General features: G+C 67.4%; 14 protein-coding genes. 8 read left to right on the forward strand and 6 right to left on the reverse strand.

Going from position 1 to position 18,050, the window contains the following annotated elements:
* Nucleotides 1–64 precede the first annotated feature (64 nt).
* Nucleotides 65–1,609: an MFS transporter gene (locus AC1DEY_RS04005; RefSeq protein WP_476866865.1), complete on the forward strand. Its 1,545-nt coding sequence runs from the start codon at nt 65–67 to the stop codon at nt 1,607–1,609.
* 56 nt (nt 1,610–1,665) lie between these two features.
* Here the strand turns inward: AC1DEY_RS04005 and AC1DEY_RS04010 are convergent, their stop codons facing one another.
* A complete protein-coding gene (locus AC1DEY_RS04010; protein WP_476866866.1) occupies nt 1,666–3,021 on the reverse strand; it encodes a uracil-xanthine permease family protein in 1,356 nt (451 codons plus the stop codon).
* A 264-nt stretch (nt 3,022–3,285) separates the two neighbouring features.
* Between AC1DEY_RS04010 and AC1DEY_RS04015 the strand changes: the two genes are divergently transcribed.
* From AC1DEY_RS04015 to AC1DEY_RS04025, 3 genes are all read left to right on the forward strand, one after another.
* Nucleotides 3,286–3,891, forward strand: a complete 606-nt coding sequence (locus tag AC1DEY_RS04015; protein ID WP_441408272.1) for a malonic semialdehyde reductase — start codon at nt 3,286–3,288, stop codon at nt 3,889–3,891.
* A 278-nt stretch (nt 3,892–4,169) separates the two neighbouring features.
* Complete coding sequence (locus tag AC1DEY_RS04020) at nt 4,170–4,709, forward strand: 2'-5' RNA ligase family protein (RefSeq protein ID WP_476866867.1); 540 nt, start codon at nt 4,170–4,172, stop codon at nt 4,707–4,709.
* 147 nt (nt 4,710–4,856) lie between these two features.
* Complete coding sequence (locus tag AC1DEY_RS04025) at nt 4,857–6,014, forward strand: GGDEF domain-containing protein (protein WP_476866868.1); 1,158 nt, start codon at nt 4,857–4,859, stop codon at nt 6,012–6,014.
* Here the strand turns inward: AC1DEY_RS04025 and pgm are convergent.
* Complete coding sequence (gene pgm / locus AC1DEY_RS04030) at nt 6,004–7,665, reverse strand: phosphoglucomutase (alpha-D-glucose-1,6-bisphosphate-dependent) (protein WP_476866869.1); 1,662 nt, start codon at nt 7,663–7,665, stop codon at nt 6,004–6,006. The genes AC1DEY_RS04025 and pgm overlap by 11 nt on opposite strands.
* 149 nt (nt 7,666–7,814) lie before the next feature.
* Between pgm and AC1DEY_RS04035 the strand changes: the two genes are divergently transcribed.
* Entirely contained in the window at nt 7,815–8,621 is an 807-nt protein-coding gene (locus tag AC1DEY_RS04035; protein ID WP_476866870.1) for a DUF4190 domain-containing protein, read from the forward strand.
* A gap of 44 nt (nt 8,622–8,665) precedes the next feature.
* On the opposite strand, the gene AC1DEY_RS04040 is transcribed toward AC1DEY_RS04035, so the two are convergent.
* The 3 genes from AC1DEY_RS04040 to AC1DEY_RS04050 form a co-directional block, all read right to left on the reverse strand.
* Complete coding sequence (locus AC1DEY_RS04040) at nt 8,666–9,520, reverse strand: phosphotransferase (RefSeq protein ID WP_476866871.1); 855 nt, start codon at nt 9,518–9,520, stop codon at nt 8,666–8,668.
* A 4-nt stretch (nt 9,521–9,524) separates the two neighbouring features.
* Complete coding sequence (locus tag AC1DEY_RS04045) at nt 9,525–11,030, reverse strand: peptide MFS transporter (protein ID WP_441408266.1); 1,506 nt, start codon at nt 11,028–11,030, stop codon at nt 9,525–9,527.
* Between the two features lie 151 nt (nt 11,031–11,181).
* On the reverse strand, nt 11,182–12,303 hold the full coding sequence (locus tag AC1DEY_RS04050) for an alcohol dehydrogenase catalytic domain-containing protein (RefSeq protein WP_476866872.1): 1,122 nt from the start codon (nt 12,301–12,303) through the stop codon (nt 11,182–11,184).
* Nucleotides 12,304–12,670: 367 nt separating this feature from the next.
* Between AC1DEY_RS04050 and AC1DEY_RS04055 the strand changes: the two genes are divergently transcribed.
* Nucleotides 12,671–14,656 (forward strand): sialate O-acetylesterase, encoded by a 1,986-nt coding sequence (locus AC1DEY_RS04055; protein ID WP_476866873.1) that lies wholly within the window; start codon nt 12,671–12,673, stop codon nt 14,654–14,656.
* A 260-nt stretch (nt 14,657–14,916) separates the two neighbouring features.
* On the opposite strand, the gene AC1DEY_RS04060 is transcribed toward AC1DEY_RS04055, so the two are convergent.
* Nucleotides 14,917–16,362 (reverse strand): amidase, encoded by a 1,446-nt coding sequence (locus AC1DEY_RS04060; RefSeq protein ID WP_476866874.1) that lies wholly within the window; start codon nt 16,360–16,362, stop codon nt 14,917–14,919.
* Nucleotides 16,363–16,649: 287 nt separating this feature from the next.
* Here AC1DEY_RS04060 and AC1DEY_RS04065 point away from each other — a divergent pair, with 287 nt between their 5' ends.
* A complete protein-coding gene (locus AC1DEY_RS04065; RefSeq protein WP_390201660.1) occupies nt 16,650–16,976 on the forward strand; it encodes a rhodanese-like domain-containing protein in 327 nt (108 codons plus the stop codon).
* 18 nt (nt 16,977–16,994) lie between these two features.
* Nucleotides 16,995–17,978 carry a prephenate dehydratase gene (gene pheA, locus AC1DEY_RS04070; RefSeq protein ID WP_476866875.1) on the forward strand — a complete coding sequence of 328 codons (984 nt, stop codon included), beginning with the start codon at nt 16,995–16,997 and terminating at the stop codon, nt 17,976–17,978.
* Nucleotides 17,979–18,050 lie beyond the last annotated feature (72 nt).

Genomic DNA, 18,050 nt, shown 5'->3' on the forward strand with positions numbered 1-18,050 from the left:
AAATTGGGGGCCCGTGACTCCCGGCCAGGGCCATGAGCACACATGGCCTTCCCAGGAGGACGATATGTCCACGAAGCACAACTCCCGCCGGGCGAAGCTCCAAGAGCGCCGGCTAGAGGTCGAACACATCAACGTCGTGGACCGGCGCGTCATGCGCAAGGCCCTCGGCGGCACCATCGTCGGGAACACCATGGAGTGGTACGACGTCGGCGTGTTCGGCTACCTGATCACCACCATGGGCCCCGTCTTCCTGCCGGAGGCGGACAAGACCGTGCAGAACCTGTTCCTGCTCGGCACCTTCGGCGCCACCTTCATTGCGCGGCCGCTGGGCGGGGTGTTCTTCGGCTGGCTTGGCGACAAGATCGGCCGCCAGAAGGTCCTCGCGATGACCCTCATCATCATGGCGGCCTCGACCTTCGTGGTGGGGCTCCTGCCCGGGTACGCCGTGCTTGGTATCTGGGCGGCCGTTCTTCTGGTGGTCACCAAACTCATCCAGGGATTCTCGACCGGCGGTGAGTATGCCGGTGCCACGACCTTTGTCAGCGAACACGCCCCGGACGCCCGCCGCGGCTACTTCGCCAGCTTCCTGGACCTTGGCAGCTACATGGGCTTCGCCATCGGCGCGGCCCTGGTAACGCTGCTGCAGGTGGTGCTCGGCGGCGACACGATGGAGGCGTGGGGCTGGCGCATTCCGTTCCTGATCGCCGGTCCGCTGGGGCTGGTGGCCATCTACTTCCGCATGAAGATTGAGGAGTCCCCGACGTTCCAGGCCAGCCTTGACGCCCAGGCCGCCGGAGAAGCCGGCGGGGACGGTGAGGCCGCGGCAAAGGGCCCGGTAGCGATCGTTGCATCCCATTGGCAGAACATCCTGTTGGCCATGATCCTGGTCGCGGCGGCCAACATCGTCGGCTACGCGCTGACGTCCTATATGCCGACGTATCTGACGTCGAATCTGGGCTATGACGAACTGCATGGCACGCTGCTGACCATTCCCGTCCTAGTGGCGATGTCTGCGGCCATCCCGCTCACCGGCCGGCTCTCGGACCGGATCGGCCGCCGCCCGGTGCTGTGGATCGGTTCGCTCGGGACTGTGATCCTGGCGGCCCCGGCCTTCCTGCTGATTGGCGTGGGGGAGATCTGGTCCACCCTCCTGGGCCTGGCTCTCGTCGCTTTTCCGCTGACGTTCTACGTGGCGAATCTGGCCTCTGCCCTGCCGGCGCTGTTCCCCACGGCCAGCCGGTACGGTGCCATGGGCATTGCGTACAATTTCGCGGTGGCAATCTTCGGTGGCACCGCCCCGTTTGTGATTGCCGCGCTCATCGCCGCCACCGGAAACGACATGATGCCGGCCTACTACCTCATTGCCACCTCGGCCGTCGGCGCCGTGGCGGTCTACTTCATCCGCGAAACCGCCGGACGCCCGCTCCTCGGCTCCATGCCGAGCGTGGACACGGTGGAGGAAGCCCATGAGCTGGTTGCGGGCCAGGACACCAATGACAACCTGAATCTCAACGAGATGCCTTTTGACCACACCTACGAGCCGGCGGAACCGGCCAGTGCGGAAGGCGGGGCAGGGGCAGCAGAGGCGAAGGACCGGCCGGCGGAGTAGCCAGCCCTGAGTATCGGGTTATCGCCCGCCAGCAGTGCTTTCCCAGCAGTAGTTTCCTAGCGGCGCTTCTTGGGGGTGCGCTTGACGGCTGCCTTCACCGCGGCCGCCGAGGCCGCAGCCGGCGCCGGATCTTCGGTTTCCGGCTCCGCCACCGTGCCGCGCGCCTTCGCGATCGCCTTCATGCCGTGGTAGATCACCAGGGCCGCGGCCGAGCCCAGCGCGATCCCGGTGAACTTCAGGTCGCCAATGGTCCAGGTGTAGTCCGCAATCCCGACGATCAGGGCCACGGCGGCCGTGGTCAGGTTGATCGAGTTTGAGAAATTCACCTTGTTCTGGACCCAGATCTTCACGCCCAGCACGCCGATCATCCCGTAAAGCATCGTGGCCGCGCCGCCCAGGACACCGGCAGGGACAGTGGCGATCAGCTCGCCGAACTTCGGCGAGAAGCTCAGGATCACCGCGAAGATGCCGGCCACCCAGTAGGCCGCCGTCGAATACACCTTGGTGGCAGCCATGACGCCGATGTTCTCCGCGTACGTGGTAGTACCGGACCCGCCGCCAAACCCGGCAAGCATGGTGGCGGCGCCGTCGGCCAGCAGCGCCCGGCCGGAGACGCCGTCGAGGTTCTGGCCCGTCATGGCCGACACGGACTTCACGTGGCCGATGTTCTCCGCCACCAGCACCAGCACCACCGGAACGAAGAGGCCCACGACGCCGAGGTGGAATTCGGGAGTCTGGAAATGCGGCAGGCCCACCCACGCGGCACCCTCCATCTTGGAGAAGTCCACCTCGCCCCGGATCATCGCAACCAGGTAGCCCACCAGAACGCCCACCAGGATGCTCAGCCGGCCCAGCATGCCGCGGAACAGCACGCTGACCACGATGATGACGGCCAGGGTGATGAAGGCCGTGACGGGGGCCAAGTCGAAGTTGGCCTTCGCCGCGGGCGCCAGGTTCAAACCGATCAGCGCCACGATCGCGCCGGTCACGATCGGCGGCATGACCCGGTTGATCCAGCCGGCACCGAATTTCTGCACCACGGCACCGACGACGGCGAGCGTCGCGCCCGCCAGCACCACCCCGCCCAGTGCCCCGGGGACGCCGAACTGCTGCTGGGAAGCCATGATCGGGGCTATGAACGCGAAGCTGGAACCGAGGTAGCTCGGCACCCGCCCCTGCGTGATGACCAGGAACAGGAGGGTGCCGATGCCGGAGAAGAACAAGGTGGTGGCCGGCGGCATGCCCGTGATGATCGGGACCAGGAAGGTGGCGCCGAACATCGCCACGACGTGCTGCATCCCGATCCCCACCGTCAGGGGCCAGGTGAGCCGCTCATCAGGCCGGACGACCTCACCGGGGCGGACAGACTTGCCGTTGCCGTGGAGCTTCCATTTGGTGCCGAGCATGCTCATTGCCGGGAGCCTTTCAGAGAATGTGGGGCGGGCGCGGAAGGAATCTTCCCGAGCAACTTTACCGCGCAGGGTTTTGCCGGCCGTCCGCCTCGGGACGGTTGGGGCCGGGTCTAGCAGTGGCCGCTTTGGGTGGTGTGTGCCGGAGGTCACAGGGCTTTGCGGGAAGCAGACGCCGGAAGTTGAAGTTGCAAGTAGTGACCACAAACTATGGACAGCAAAAGCCGGCCACCCAAAGGGCGCGCCGGCACAGCGAAAGGGATGCCAATGACAATCGCCCACGATGAAGCAGTAATCGAGGCAGCCGCCGTCGACGCCATCTTTGCCGAAGCCCGCACCGCGAACGCCTTTACCGGCGACGTTACCGAGCAGCAGGCCCGCGCCATCTACGAACTGACGAAGTTCGGACCCACCGCTTTCAACTCACAGCCGCTGCGCGTCACCTACGTGCGTTCCGACGACGCCCGGGCCACACTCGTGGATGCCCTGTCCGCCGGAAACCGCGCCAAGACGGCCTCCGCGCCGCTGGTCGCCGTCCTGAGCTACGACACCGCCTGGCAGGAGCAGTGGGACACGTTCCTTCCCGGCTACAACGCCCCCAAGGCCATGTACGACGCCGCACCGGACCTCGCCGCGTCCACCGGCAACAACAACGCCCACCTGCAGGCCGGCTACTTCATCCTCGCGGTCCGCTCCCTGGGCCTGGCCGCCGGTCCCATGACCGGTGCCGATTTCGCCAAGATCGACGCCGCGTTCTTCCCCGACGGGAGCCAGAAGAGCTTCCTGGTGGTCAACATCGGCCAGCCCGGTGAAGACGCCTGGGGCGCAGCCAAGCCGAAGTTCGCCTACGAGGACGTCGTCCGTACCGTCTAAAGGCCCTAGCTCGCGGAGGTGCCTCCGGCGCTGCCTATCCGCGGAGGTGCCTCCGACGCTGCCTATCCGCGGAGGTGCCTCCGGTGCTGTCTTTCCGCGGAGGTGCCTCCGGCACCATGGGGGACAGGCCGGAGGCACTCGGGATGTGATTCTGCGGTTCAGCGCACGGCCCACATCCAGGGCCACTTCTAATTTTAGTCCGCGCCCTTGTCTCCGGCACCGTGTGTTTTCGCAAAATGCCACGGTCCGTGGCGGCCTTGGCATGGCACACTTTTCCCATGCGGAACCTGATCGCGGTGGCCTTCGTGGAGCCGGTAGCCGAGGGGCTCGAGTTTCCCCGTGATGACTGGCCGCTGCACATCACATTGGTCAAGTTCGACGTCGTCGAACCCCACCAGGACGCACGCGCCGAAACCGAACCGGGCACAATGCCGGTCCAGGACGATCCGCTCGCCGGGCAGATCGCCGCACTCATGGCGGATCCGGTGGCCGCGGTCCTGGGTTCCAGCCTGCGCGTGGCCGGCGAAGCCGGTTTTGGCCGCGCCGGCTCCATCCCGGTCAGCCTGATCGAACCCAGCGACCAGCTGCAGTTTCTCCACAACCAGCTGGTCCGGATGGTGGAGCAGCTGCCCGGCAGGATTTCCACGCCTGCGTACACCCTGGAAGGGTACCGGCCGCACGTCTCCCACCACGGCGACAAACGGCTCCGGCAGGGCGACGCCGTCGCGCTGGACCGGATAGCGCTGGTGGACATGGCCCCCGACGGCAGGCACGCCACCCGCCGGGTACTCAAAATGTGGACCGAAGTCCCGGCCTGAGCACCGGAACGGCCTCCTACGAGGTCCAACACGTCATATCTGTGACCCCAGCGGTGGATTCCCGCACGACCGGTGCCATACTAAGGGCAACTTCGACGATGAAGCGATGCATTCGGGCAAGTCAAGAGCGGACCGGGGGGCCACTACATGATGCTTGACACCGCGACACTGAGGGTTTCCTTGGCGCTGGTCGACCTGACACTGCTGCTGCTTTTCTACTTCATTACGTTCCGGCGCACGAGGTCCCCCTACAGCGGCTGGTGGTGCATGGCCCTCCTGCTGTTCCTGGTCGGCAATGCCGCGTATCTGATGGACGGAACGGTCCACCAGGCCTGGGCCATTCCGGCCGGCAACGTCCTGCTGGTCGCCGGCGCCGCAAGCATCTGGGCCGGTGGGCGATCGCTGCGCGCCCCTTCACCGCGGTCCTGGCACCTCGCGGCCGGCCCCGCCGCCACCGCCGTCGCTTCAGCCTTGGACCACCCGGCCACCAACACGTGGGCGGGAGGCCCGGTGTACCTGGGATTCATGGCCCTGCTGATCGGCATGGGATCCCGGGAGCTGTTCCTGCTCGAACGCGACTACTCCCGCGTGCATCGGCCCCTCGCTGTCGGAGCCGGCATCCTGGCTGTTTTCTACCTGGGCCGCCTCGTCGTGTTCCTGACGAACGGGCCGGACAGTGCAATCTTCACCACGGTCTTCGGCTCCGGCCCCATGACCGTCTTCTCGACGATCACGCTGGTGGTCGCCTCCTTCACCATGGCCGAGCTGAGCTACGAACAACAGACCCAGGATCTGCGGGCACGGGCCACCGTGGACGGCCTCACTGGCCTGCTCAACCGCTCGGCGTTCCTGGACCTGGCGGAGAACGAACTGCGCCGCCTGCGCCGGACCGGCACCACGGCCTCGCTCATCCTGGCGGACCTTGACCACTTCAAGGCGATCAACGACCAGTTCGGCCACTCGGCCGGGGACTCCGCCCTGCAGGCCTTTGCCAAGGCCTGCGCCGGAACCGTCCGCTCCACCGACCTCGTGGGCCGCTACGGCGGAGAAGAATTCATCCTCCTGCTGCCGGGGGTCACGCCGGAGCGGGCGCAGTCAATCGCAGCCGACATCAGCGCCAAGCTCCATCAATCCGCGTCCGCCGACATTCCCCGGCTGCCCACCGTGAGCTACGGCATCGCGTCCACCGGCTCCGCGCCTGGTGGACTCGACGCCGCAGTGGTCTCGGCCGACGCGGCCCTGTACCAGGCAAAGACGCTTGGCCGGGACCGCGCCGAGTTGGCCACCGGCGGACCTACGAAATAACGCCGTCCACCAGCGCTTTCGCTTCGGCCTGGACCTGCTTCAGGTGCTCGGCGCCTTTGAAGGACTCTGCGTAGATCTTGTAGACGTCCTCCGTGCCGGAGGGACGGGCCGCGAACCAGGCGTTTTCGGTGACCACCTTGAGGCCGCCGATCGCCGCGCCGTTGCCCGGCGCCTCGGTCAGTTTGGCGGTGATCGTTTCGCCGGCCAGCTCGGTGGCAGTGACGTCCGACGGCGAGAGCTTGCCCAGCGAGGCCTTCTGCTCGCGCGTGGCGGCGGCGTCGATCCGGGCGTACACGGGGTCGCCGAACTGGTCCGTGAGCCCCTTGTAGAGCTGCGACGGCGACTTGCCGGTGACGGCCGTGATCTCCGAGGCCAGCAGGGCCAGCAGGATGCCGTCCTTGTCCGTGGTCCAGACGCTGCCGTCCATCTTGTTGAAGGAGGCGCCCGCGGATTCCTCGCCGCCGAAAGCCCCTTCGCCGGACAGCAGGCCGGGAACGAACCACTTGAAGCCCACCGGAACCTCAACGAGCTTCCGCCCCAGGCTCTGCGCCACACGGTCGATGATCGAGGAGGACACCAGGGTCTTGCCGATCACGGACTGCGGGTTCCACCCGGTGCGGTGCCGGTAGAGGTAATCGATGGCGACGGCGAGGTAGTGGTTCGGGTTCATCAGCCCGCCCTGTCCATCAACAAAAGGCGTCACGATGCCGTGCCGGTCGGCGTCGGCGTCGTTGCCGGTGGCGATGTCGAACTTCGCCCCTTCGGACATCCTCGTGATCAGCGAGGCCATCGCCGACGGCGAGGAGCAGTCCATCCGGATCTTCTCGTCCCAGTCCAGGGTCATGAAGGCCCACTGCGGGTCAACGGTCGGGTTAACCACCGTGAGGTTCAGGTGGTGGCGCTCGCCGATCTCGCCCCAGTAGTCCACGGACGCGCCGCCCATGGGGTCCGCGCCGATCCGGACACCCGCCTCGCGGATGGCATTCAGGTCCAGCACCGAGGGAAGGTCGTCGACGTAGCTGCTAAGGAAATCGAACTTGCCGGTGGTGTCTGCCGCGAGGGCTTCGGCGACGGGGATCCGCTTGACGCCGCGCAGGCCATTCTCGAGTAGCTCGTTGGCGCGGTTGGCGATCCAGCCGGTGGCGTCGGTGTCCGCGGGGCCGCCGTGCGGCGGGTTGTACTTGAATCCGCCGTCGCCCGGGGGGTTGTGGCTGGGGGTCACCACGATGCCGTCGGCCTGCGGTGCGCCGGGGGCGGCGTTCCGGTTGTGCGTGAGGATGGCGTGGCTTAGGGCAGGGGTGGGCGTGTAGCCGTGGCGGGCATCGATGAGGACATTAACGCCGTTGGCCGCCAGTACTTCGAGGGCGGAATTCTGAGCCGGTTCGCTCAGGCCGTGGGTGTCCTTCGCCATGTAGAGGGGGCCGGTGATGCCCTGGCCCGCACGGTATTCCACGATCGCCTGCGTGATGGCGAGGATATGGGGTTCGTTGAAGGAGGCCTTTAGGCTCGATCCCCGGTGTCCGGAGGTGCCGAAGGCCACACGCTGGCCCGGGTCCGAGAGGTCCGGCGAAACGTCGTAGTACGCATCCAAAAGCGCAGTGAGGTCAACAAGGTCCTGGGGTTGGGCAACTGTGCCCGCGCGGCTAGCCATGGCACCAGCATGCCAGACGACACCGGCGTGCAACACGGTTTCGCGTCAAAGCCGGTCCTATGACGAAAAGAAAACCCGCCGAAGGGCCTGGTCCCAAGCCAACCCCACGGCGGTACGCTGGACGCAGGGACTTCTTGAGGGGACATGCCATGACTGACCAGCCAAAACAAGGCAAAGACGAGACCCCGGAGGGCTACCAGCCGACGCTGCGCCTCCCGGACCAGCAGCCGGACGCTCCGCAGCAGCAGGCAGCGCCCGGTGGCGGCCAGGACCAGGAACAATCGGCGACGCAGCAGTTCGCGCAGCCCGAGCCCCCGCGGCAAGCTGAGCCCCCGCAACAGCCTGATGCCCCCCAACAGCCCGAGCCCCCGCGGCAAGCTGAGGCCCCGCAGCAGCCTTCGGCCACGCAACAGCAGTGGCAGGAACAGCCCTACACGGGTCAGCAAGCAGGCCAACCGCAGCCCGGCCAGCAAGCAGGTCAGCCGCAGCCTGGCCAGCCGGCGCCGGACCAGGGCCCGTACTCCAGCCCTTACCCGCCGATCTACGGCGACTCCGGCCGCACGCCGTATACCGCGGGATCGGCGGGCTATGGACAGCCTGCCTATGGCCAGCCCTCCTCGCCGTATGGCCAGCAGCAGTCGCCGTACGCCCAGCCGGGCAGCCCCAATGCCTACGGCCAGCCGGCGTACTACGGCGTGCCGGCAGCGCCCAAGAGCCTGAGCATCGCCAGCATGTGCTGCGGCATCGCCGCCCTGGTGGGCTTCGGATTCTTCCTGCTTCCGCAGCTGGCCGCCGTCATCCTGGGACACCTGGCCCTGCGGCGCGAACCGGCCGGCCGGGGCATGGCGATCGCCGGCCTCGTGATGGGGTACGTGGGCATCGCCGTCACCGTCCTGGTGCTGGTCATCTTTGGACTGGTCATCGGCACGGCCCGCAACAGCGGATACGGCACCTAACCGCTCCCGCGGCGGCCATCGCCGGTCTGCATCAAAGCGTCGGCTCAGCGCGTCAGCGCGGCCACCAGCGGTTCGGCATTGGCCTCAAGCCACGCGCGGCGGCGGTTGATGAGGCCGCCCACGCCGTCCTCCCACATCCGAGCCCAGCCGCCGCCAAGGGCGGCGGCGTTGTGCCGCATCCGCTCGTAGCTCAGCGCGGCGGCATCGATCCCGGCGACGGGAACCCGACGTCGTTCATTCTCCGTCCAGCCGTAGGCGTCGGCGAAAATGCGCAGCCGGCGGAATGGGTCCTGGTCTTCCCAGCCTGGCCAGGCGTCTGACGGGTCGCGGAGCGGAACCCAGTGCATGGCAGTGTTGAGCGAATCGTGGAGTGCCGTGGCGGGTCCGGCGAGGTCGAAATCGACAAGTCCCGCGGCCAGGCCGCCCCGGACCACCACATTCTGGGGTGTGACGTCCAGATGGCAGATGAGCGCGGTGGCATCGGAGGGGTTCGGCCGGACCGGCCTGGGCGGGAACGAGTGGGCCCGCGGCACGAAGCCCGCCGACGCCGTGTGCAGGCGCCGCACCAGGCGGGCCACGGAGGCCAGCAGCCTCTCGGACTGCGCCCACGCTTCCGGTTGCGCCCCGGCGCACCGGCCCTGAACAAAGGTCAGGACATCCCGGCTCTGTGCGTCGCGGCCGAGGAAGCGTGGGGAGCCCGCAAAGCCTGCGTCCTCCAGCCAGTCGAGGTACTCGGCAACGGCGAGGGATTGCGGTTGGTGCGGGCGGCGGATGGTTCCGCCAACCCGCACCACACCATCGGTCACGTCGCCCGCCGGCATGATTTCGACGTCGGACGCCTCGCCGGGGGTGGGAGTGTAGACGCGCGATTCAACCGGGACGCGACGTGCGGGGCTCATCGGGTCAGCGTACGCCGCCCATGAGCTTCTTGATCGCCGGCGAGGCGATTGCCAGGCCCACGGCCAGCAGCATCGCGGTTCCGCCGATGCCGATGAAGTAGGGCAGCTCGTCCTTCGGGTTGTACAGGCCGGACAGGATGCCGGCCAGTGTGGTGCCCAGGGAAACTGACAGGAAGAACAGGGCCACCATCTGGGTGTGGAAGGCCTTCGGCGCCAGCTTGGTGGTCACGGACAGGCCGATGGGGGAGAGGAACAGCTCTGCGAGAGTGAACAGCAGCAGGATTCCGACCAGGGCCAGCAGAGGGGTCTTGCCGCCGCCGGCCAGCGGGATGAAGGCCAGGAAGGCCAGCCCCATGACGAAGAGGCCTACGGAGAACTTCAGGGCAGAACCGGGCTGCTTCCGGCCGAGTCTGGTCCACAGGGCGGCCATGATGCCGGCAAAGATGATGATGAACACCGGGTTGATGGACTGGACCCAGGCGGCAGGCATTTCCCAGCCGAAGAGGTTCCGGTCCAGCTTCTCTTCCGAGTAGACGGCAATGAAGGTGAACTGCTGCTGGAACAGCGCCCAGAACGCGGCAGAGGCGATGTACAGCGGGATAAACGCCGTCACCCGGCCGCGCTCGACGGCGGTGACCTTCTTGCTGCTGAAGATCAGGGCGAAGTACAGCACCGACGCGCCGATTGCGGCGTAGGCCATGGACATGGCCAGGTTCTCGGGGTTCACGGTGCCGGTCACGAGCAGCGCAGCGATGATCACGGCGATGCCGCCGAAGATCAGGCCGTAGCGGGTGCGCTGGGCAGCGGGAAGGGGATTCGGGACCCGCTGTGCTGCTTCGGGCAGCTTCTTGCGGCCCAGCGAGTAGATGACAAGGCCAATGGCCATGCCGATGGCGGCGGCGCCGAAGCCCCAGTGGAAGCCCTGGCTTTCCTGCAGCCAGCCGGTGACCAGCGGGCCAATCAGCGCGCCGGCGTTGATGCCCATGTAGAAGATGGAGAATCCGGCGTCGCGGCGTTCGTCTTTCTCGCCGTACAGGCTGCCGACGAGGGCGGTGGCGTTGGCCTTCAGCCCGCCGGAGCCCACGCCCACCAGCACCAGACCGGCGATCAGGCCGGGTATGCCGGGAACGAGCGCCAGCCCGATGTGGCCGGCCATGATCAGGATCGCCGCACCGAACAGCACCTTCTCCGAGCCGAAGAGCCGGTCAGCAAGCCACGCGCCGAGGATCGTGGAGAGGTAGACGCCGCCACCGTAGGCGCCGACGAGGCCGGCGGCCATGGCCTGTGGGATCTCAAGGCCACCCTGGGCGGCCGTGAAGTACATGTAGTAGAGGAGGATCCCCTGCATTCCGTAGAAGGAGAATCGCTCCCACATCTCTACGGAGAAAAGACTGGCCAGCATCTTTGGGTGGCCGAAAAACGAGGTGTCGCCCGGCGCCTTAGCGGAGGGACTGAACGAGGGATCGCCCGGCGTTGTAGCGGGGGGATTGGATAAATGAGTTGTGCTCATTTACTTAATGGTGACATTGTGACGCGCGATTGTCACATTCGAGCAGTCCGGAGGCAAGCAACCCGGATAGTGTTTTGCCTCTCTTTCGCCTCCCTTTCGCCGGATTTTCCGGGAGCCGGCCGCGGTGGGCGGCCGGGTCCCGGGCCGGGTGCTAGGCGGGCTCGCCGCCGTCGAACATGATGACCTGCCGGATGGCCTGGCCGTCAGCCAGCTGGTCCATGGCCTGGTTGATGTCGGCCAGGGCGATACGGTCCGAAATCAGCTCCTCGACCGGCAGTTTCCCGTCCCGCCACAGCTGGGCGTATTGCGGGATGTCCCGCGACGGTACGGCGGAACCGAGGTAGCTGCCCACGATCGTCCTCGCCTCGGCGGTGACGGTCAGCGGCGCCAGCTGGGCCCGGGCCTCGGGGGACGGCAGCCCGGCCGTGACGGTGGTGCCGCCGGGGGAGGTGGCGGCGAACGCGGTTTCGAACGCGCGGGCATTACCGGCGCACTCGATCACGTATCTGGCCTTGACGCCCTCCTCGAGGACCTGCTGCGGGGTGTACGTTTCGTGGGCGCCGAGGCGGCGGGCGTGATCGAGTTTCTGCTCCAGCGTGTCCACGGCGATGATCCGCGAGATGCCCTGCGAGATGGCGGTGATGAGCGCCGCCATGCCCACGCCTCCAAGGCCGACGATCATGATGCTGTCCTGCGGGCGCGGCCGGGCCGCGTTCAGCACGGCGCCGCCCCCGGTCAGTACGGCGCAGCCCAGGACCGCGGCTATGTCCGCGGGGATGTCGTCGTCCACCGGCACGGCCGACGCGCGGTCCACCACGGCATGGGTCGCGAAACCTGAGACGCCCAGGTGGTGGTGGACCGTCGCGCCGTTGCGGCTCAGGTGCCTGGATCCGTGCAGCAGCGTTCCGTCGTTGTTGCTCTTCGAGCCCGCGGTGCAGGGCAGCCTGCCGTCTTCGGCGCAGTTCGGGCAGCTCTCGCATCGCGGCAGGAAGGACATGACCACGCGCTGCCCGGGCCGCAGGTCGGCGACGGCGGAGCCGACCGTCACGATCCGGCCCGCGGCCTCATGGCCCAGAAGCATGGGGACCGGCCGGACCCGGTTGCCGTCGACGACGCTCAGGTCAGAGTGGCAGATCCCGGCGGCCTCCATCCGGACGAGGATCTCGGTGGGCCCGGGAGCCGCCAGCTCCAGCTCGGAGATGCTGATGGGCCTGGATTCCGCGAAGGGACGCGGGCGCCCGATTTCTTCAAGTACTGCACCGGTGATCTTCATCGATCCTCTTTCGCGGCCTGGTCGGGTTTGTGTGAACGATAGCCGCCGGTCGCAGCCAGCGTCCATTTGGGCGGTGCCTTGGGCGTCCCGACGACGGCCTGAGGGGAGGAGGGCACCGGCCGGGTTGTTCGCCACTTTCACCGCTTTGACCGCGTGCCGAGGGTCGCCGCCGCGGGCAAGAAAACCTCAAGGTAGCTCGGCGACAGTGTGAGCTATGGCTAGTTGGGGAAAGCGATATGGTCCCCCGAATCCGGCACCGCCGGCTGTGAGGGTAATGCCTTCCTCCACAGCGGCCTTTATCCTGCGACCACTGCGCCGGCATTGGGCCCCGGACTCCTCCGGGCGGTCCCCGACTTCGGACCGGGGCATGTGGCTTCACGGCTTCCTGATCGGCCTGACTGTTTTTGCCCTGATGGTCGCGGGCATTGTGCCGGGGCAGGCCGCAAGGGCCATCACCACCCTTCACGTCTTCGTCGCGGCCGGACAGTCGAACATGTCCGGGCGGGGCCTGCCCCTTGACAGTACGGATGACGTGGCAGACCCGCGCATCTTCCAGTACGGAGCGAAAACCCCCACGTTTCGGCCCGCTTCGGTGCCGTTGGACATGCACGACACGCCCAACGGACTTTCGCCCGCCACGACGTTTGCTCGGGAGTATCTAAAGACCCAGCCAGCAGACGTCGGAGTCCTCATCATCCCTGCAGCGCACGGCGACACCGCCTTCGACGGCCGGCCGGCGACTTTGACCTGGTCCGTCGGCACGGCTTCCGCCCCGGAGTACGATTTGGGGGCGCTTGCTGTCAAACAGACGTTGAGCGGCACAGCGGCGGCCAAAGCAGCCGGCTACGCCGTCGTCCTCAAGGGGATTCTCTGGCACCAGGGCGAGAGCAGCTCCGCCACAAGCACTGCGAGCTACAGCGCGAAGCTGGACCAGCTCATTGCCTACTTCCGCGACCAACTGTCCGCACCCAAGCTGCCCTTCGTCGTGGGACGGATGTCGCCGGAAGGCATCGCCGCCACACCGGGCAGGGGCAACGTGGACAGGAGCCACTACCAAACCCCAGGCCGCGTCGCCTATACCGGCTTCGCGCTCTCGATGGCCTGCGCCCTGAATCCGGGTGACTCAACCCACTTCTCCCGTGAAGGTATCGAATACCTGGGCAGGACATACCTTGCCGCGTACAGGCGGGCGATCGCGAACACTCAAACGTCCGACACCGCCACGCCTGATTTCGCCGTGCCGAACTGCGCTGGCAGGGCCATCGCCATAAACCCAACCCGATTCCTGGACACCAGGATTTGGCCGGGACGGGTGGCCGCGGGCAAATCGGTATCGTTCCGCGTCGCCGGCGTTAGGGGCGTTCCGGCCGACGCGTCTGCGGTCGTGGTGAACCTCACAGTGACCTCGCCGACGTCGAACGGCTACATAACCGCACACGCCTCCGGAACCGACAATCCGAGCACTTCGAACCTGAACTATGAAGCCGGGCAGACCGTTTCCAACCTCGCCATTGTGCCCCTGGGCGCGGACGGCCGGCTGACGCTCACCAACACGTCGTCCGGGTCAGCGCATTTGATCGTCGGAGTGTCAGCGTATTTCCACGAAGGCGTACCGTCCGCACCGGGGACGTTCAGTTCCGTCGCACCCACGCGGCTGCTGGATACGCGGTTGTCCTCGGGACCCGTTTCAGGCGGTCGATCGGTGACCTTTACAGTCGGCGGCAAGCTGGGGATTCCGATGAACGCATCCGCGGTGGTCCTGAACCTCACAACGACCCAGACGAAGAGCTTCGGTTTCCTGACCGCGTACCCCGCGGGTTCCACGAAGCCGACGGCGTCCAGCTTAAGCTACACAGCCGGGCAGACGGTGTCCAACCTCGTGGTGGTCCCCCTCGGGACTGACGGGAAGGTGACGGTTGCGAACACCTCGGCCGGCACGGCGGAGGTCATGGCAGACCTCCAGGGGTATTTCCTGCCAGGCAAACCAGCGCAGGCCGGAGCCCTCCGCGCCCTGAGCCCCACACGGTTCCTGGACACGCGGCTGTCCTCGGGCCCCGTGGCGGCGGGAGGATCGCTGACGTTCCACGTGCGCGGCGTCAAGGGAATCCCCACCACCGTGGCCGCCGTGGTGGTCAACCTGACCGCCACCGAATCCAGGTCCAGCGGGTTCCTCACGGCGTTCGGTTCTGGGGCGTCCACACCGAACGCGGCGAACCTGTCCTACGCGCGCGGACAGACGGTCGCCAACTTCGCTGTGATCCCGGTGGGGCCGGACGGCAATGTCAAGATTACGAATTTCTCGACGGGATCGGTGCAGATCATCGTCGATCTCGCGGGCTACTTCCGCGGGTAGGTCTCCGATGAGCCGCTGAACGGTGCGGCACTTGGAAACGGTGGGGCGCGCTTCTTCCTTGGGCTGCCCCGCGGGACATGCCCATTCTTGGCGCCCATGCCTGGACAAGATGGCATCATGTCCAGTCCTCGAGGCTAGGGGTGGGCATGTCCGCGGTGAGCGCTGGACATATCCCGTGTTCGGTCTGAGGCGTGGACATGTGCCGTGGCCAACGGGAGGGGTGGGCATGTCCTCTGGGAAGCCCGGGGCAGGAGCGAGGGCTAGAACCCCAACTGGGCGGCCACCTGCAGCAGCAGCCCCTCGGAGCCCATCGGCCCGATCAGTTGTATGCCCATCGGCAGGCCGGAACCCGGGGCGCCGCCGGTCCAGTGCACCGGAATGCTGATGGCAGGCAGTCCGCAGACGTTCACCATGGAGGACCACGGCGCGTATTCGCATTGCTTGCGGTAGTCGCCGTCGGCGTCGCCCGCCCATTCCGCAGCCGGCCAGTAATCCCCGCCGTGCGTCGCGGCCGTGAACCAGCCCACCGGGCGGGGCGTCTGCGCCAGGGCCGGCGTGAGGATGAGGTCCCACTGGCTGTACTGGGCGATCGTGTCGCGCTGGAACTGCCGGAGGAAACCGAGGGCTTCGTTGAGTTTCGCCGCACTCCGCTGCTGCGCCCGGCGCCGGAACGTCCTGGTGAGCGGGGTCAGGAGCGCCTCGCGCTGAGGTGGGATCCGCGCGCTGCCGATCCCGGCCGTCCAGGCTGTCGTGAAAGCGGCCGCGTAGCGGTTGTCATAGCGAATCGCGGCCTCTGAGGTCGCGTGTCCCGCCGCCTCCAGCCGCGCGACGCCGTCGGACAGTGCCTCGAGCGCCTCAGGATCCGGGGTGAAGGGGAAAGCGGTTTGCCACGGGCTGTCCAGGCTGATTCCGATCCGCAGCCGGCGCGGTTCCCTTGTGGTCAGGTCGAGGTAGCTGGAACCCGGCGGGACCGCGGGGGCGGGGGCCGGTGCCGCGGGCATCAGGGCATCCAAAAGCAGCGCGGCATCGGCGGCCGAGCGCGCGAGCGGCCCGGCAACCACGAGATGGGCCGGATCGCCGGAGCTTTCCCCGGCAGGCACCAGCCCTCGCCCGGGTTTCAGCCCGACCAGTCCGCACGCCGCAGCCGGAATCCGCACCGAGCCGCCGCCGTCGGATCCGGGGGCGAAGGGCAGCAGCCCCGCCGCCACGGCGGCAGCGCTGCCGCCCGAGGATCCGCCCGAACTGCGGCTGGGTGCATGTGGATTGCGCGACGGCGGGGCGATCCGGTTCTCGCTGTACGCCGTCAGGCCGAACTCCGGGACCTGTGTCTTGCCCAGCGACACCACCCCCGCCGCCTTGAGCGCGGCGGCGAGGGCGCTGTCGGCCAGCGCGGGCTTGCGGTCGAGCGCGGCGCTTCCGTGCGTGGTGACCACCCCCGCCACATCCGTCAGGTCCTTGAAGGCGACCGGCATCCCATGCAGCGGCGCCAGGGCTTCGCCGGTCCGGGTTCGGAGGGCGTGGACGTGGTCGGCTGCCGCGGCATCCTTCCGCGCCTGGTCCGCGGTGACGGTGATGAATGCCCCGAGGTGCGGGTTCCGGGCTTCGATGCGGTACAGGAAATGATCGGTGGCCTGCCTGGCGGAGAGCTCCCCGGAACGGAGCGCCTCGCGGAGCTGGACGGCGGCGAGCTCGTGGATTTCAGCCAAGGAAGCCGGACTTCAGCCGTTCGCGGGGCCATGCGGGTTCCGTGCCCGCCGGACATGCCCATTTTTGGGACCTGCGGGAGGACACCTTGGCATCATGTCCAGCGCTCGCAGCGAGGGGAGGGCATGTCCCGGGGCGGGGGCCGCGGACGGGCCGCTCCGCGGGGTGTTCGGCAGCCATGAGTCTCCTTTGCGGTCCCCAGAAGCGTAACGTGCCGCCAGCCGGGCACCGCTGCCGGCAGCGGGGGATACGCTGGGATCGGAGCTTGAATTCTGCGGAAAGGGTGAACATGAGCGACTTCCAGAGCGTAAGCGTGTCTGGCATCCCCGATGGTGCCAAGATCGTGGACGTCCGCGAGGACTATGAATGGGCCGCGGGACACGCCGAGGGCGCCCTGCACATCCCCATGGACCAGCTGCCGGCCCGGATCGAGGAGCTCGACCCGGACGAGGACGTGTATGTCATTTGCCGCACCGGCGGCCGCTCCTACCGGGCCACCCAGTGGCTGGTGGGAATGGGATATTCCGCCGTGAATGTGGCCGGCGGCATGGACCAGTGGGTCGAGACCGGCATGCCGCTGGTCTCGGACAACGGCCTCAAACCGGTCGTCCTGTAACCGAAGAAGGAAGACCTGATGCCCGCACCCACCGTCACCTACACATTCCTCGGACCCGAGGGCACCTTCACCGAGGCGGCCCTGATGCAAGTCCCGGGCGCGGCGGACGCCATCCGCATCCCGTCATCGAATGTGAACACGGCGCTGGACAAGGTGCGGGACGGTTCCGCCGACGCGGCCATGGTGCCGATTGAAAACTCGGTCGAAGGCGGTGTGACGGCCACCCTCGACGCAATCGCCACCGGCCAGGAACTCAGGATCCTCCGGGAGGCCCTGGTGCCCATCAGCTTCGTCCTTGTGGCCAGACCGGGAGTGGCGATCGGGGACATCCGGCGGATCTCCACCCACGGCCACGCCTGGGCCCAGTGCAGGCTCTGGGTCGAAGCCAATATTCCTCATGCGGAATATATTCCGGGGTCGTCCACCGCCGCGGCCGCGATGGGCCTGCTGGGCGGCGACGGCGCCCACTACGACGCGGCGATCTGCGCCCCGATCGTGGCCGCCGAGCAGCCGGGGCTGGCCGTGCTGGCAGACAACATCGGCGACAACCCCGGCGCCGTCACCCGGTTCGTGCTCGTGGGCCGCCCGGGCCAGCTGCCGGACCGCACCGGCGCGGACAAGACTACCGTGGTGGTGCCGCTGCCCGAGGACCGGCCGGGTGCACTGATGGAGATCCTGGACCAGTTCGCGACCCGCGGCGTGAACCTGAGCCGGATCGAATCCCGGCCGACCGGGCAGTATCTGGGCCACTACTTCTTCAGCATTGACGCCGATGGCCATGTGGCTGACGCCCGGGTGGCCGACGCGCTTGCCGGCCTCCACCGGATCAGCCCGGCCACCCGCTTCCTCGGCTCGTACCAACGTGCCGACGGCACCCGGACCAGCGTGGCACCGCATACCTCGGACCAGGCATTCCGGTCCGCGCATGCGTGGGTGAAAGACATACTGGGCGGAGCATCTGCCGAGGTGGAATATACGCCGGGGGCTTCGCCCAAAGCGTAGGCAAATGCCATCCGGTGCCCTTCCACCCCCTCCCAACTGTGCGTATGCTTGCCTGATCCATATTGGGGAAGT

The organism is Arthrobacter sp. 05T47 (assembly GCF_056395825.1).

Coding starts and splice junctions, on each gene's coding strand:
- AC1DEY_RS04010 (WP_476866866.1), bottom strand. CDS start 3,021: ATGAGCATGCTCGGCACCAAATGGAAGCTCCACGGCAACGGCAAGTCT.
- AC1DEY_RS04005 (WP_476866865.1), top strand. CDS start 65: ATGTCCACGAAGCACAACTCCCGCCGGGCGAAGCTCCAAGAGCGCCGG.
- pheA (WP_476866875.1), top strand. CDS start 16,995: ATGCCCGCACCCACCGTCACCTACACATTCCTCGGACCCGAGGGCACC.
- pgm (WP_476866869.1), bottom strand. CDS start 7,665: ATGGCTAGCCGCGCGGGCACAGTTGCCCAACCCCAGGACCTTGTTGAC.
- AC1DEY_RS04055 (WP_476866873.1), top strand. CDS start 12,671: ATGTGGCTTCACGGCTTCCTGATCGGCCTGACTGTTTTTGCCCTGATG.
- AC1DEY_RS04065 (WP_390201660.1), top strand. CDS start 16,650: ATGAGCGACTTCCAGAGCGTAAGCGTGTCTGGCATCCCCGATGGTGCC.
- AC1DEY_RS04040 (WP_476866871.1), bottom strand. CDS start 9,520: ATGAGCCCCGCACGTCGCGTCCCGGTTGAATCGCGCGTCTACACTCCC.
- AC1DEY_RS04020 (WP_476866867.1), top strand. CDS start 4,170: ATGCGGAACCTGATCGCGGTGGCCTTCGTGGAGCCGGTAGCCGAGGGG.
- AC1DEY_RS04035 (WP_476866870.1), top strand. CDS start 7,815: ATGACTGACCAGCCAAAACAAGGCAAAGACGAGACCCCGGAGGGCTAC.
- AC1DEY_RS04015 (WP_441408272.1), top strand. CDS start 3,286: ATGACAATCGCCCACGATGAAGCAGTAATCGAGGCAGCCGCCGTCGAC.
- AC1DEY_RS04050 (WP_476866872.1), bottom strand. CDS start 12,303: ATGAAGATCACCGGTGCAGTACTTGAAGAAATCGGGCGCCCGCGTCCC.
- AC1DEY_RS04045 (WP_441408266.1), bottom strand. CDS start 11,030: ATGAGCACAACTCATTTATCCAATCCCCCCGCTACAACGCCGGGCGAT.
- AC1DEY_RS04025 (WP_476866868.1), top strand. CDS start 4,857: ATGATGCTTGACACCGCGACACTGAGGGTTTCCTTGGCGCTGGTCGAC.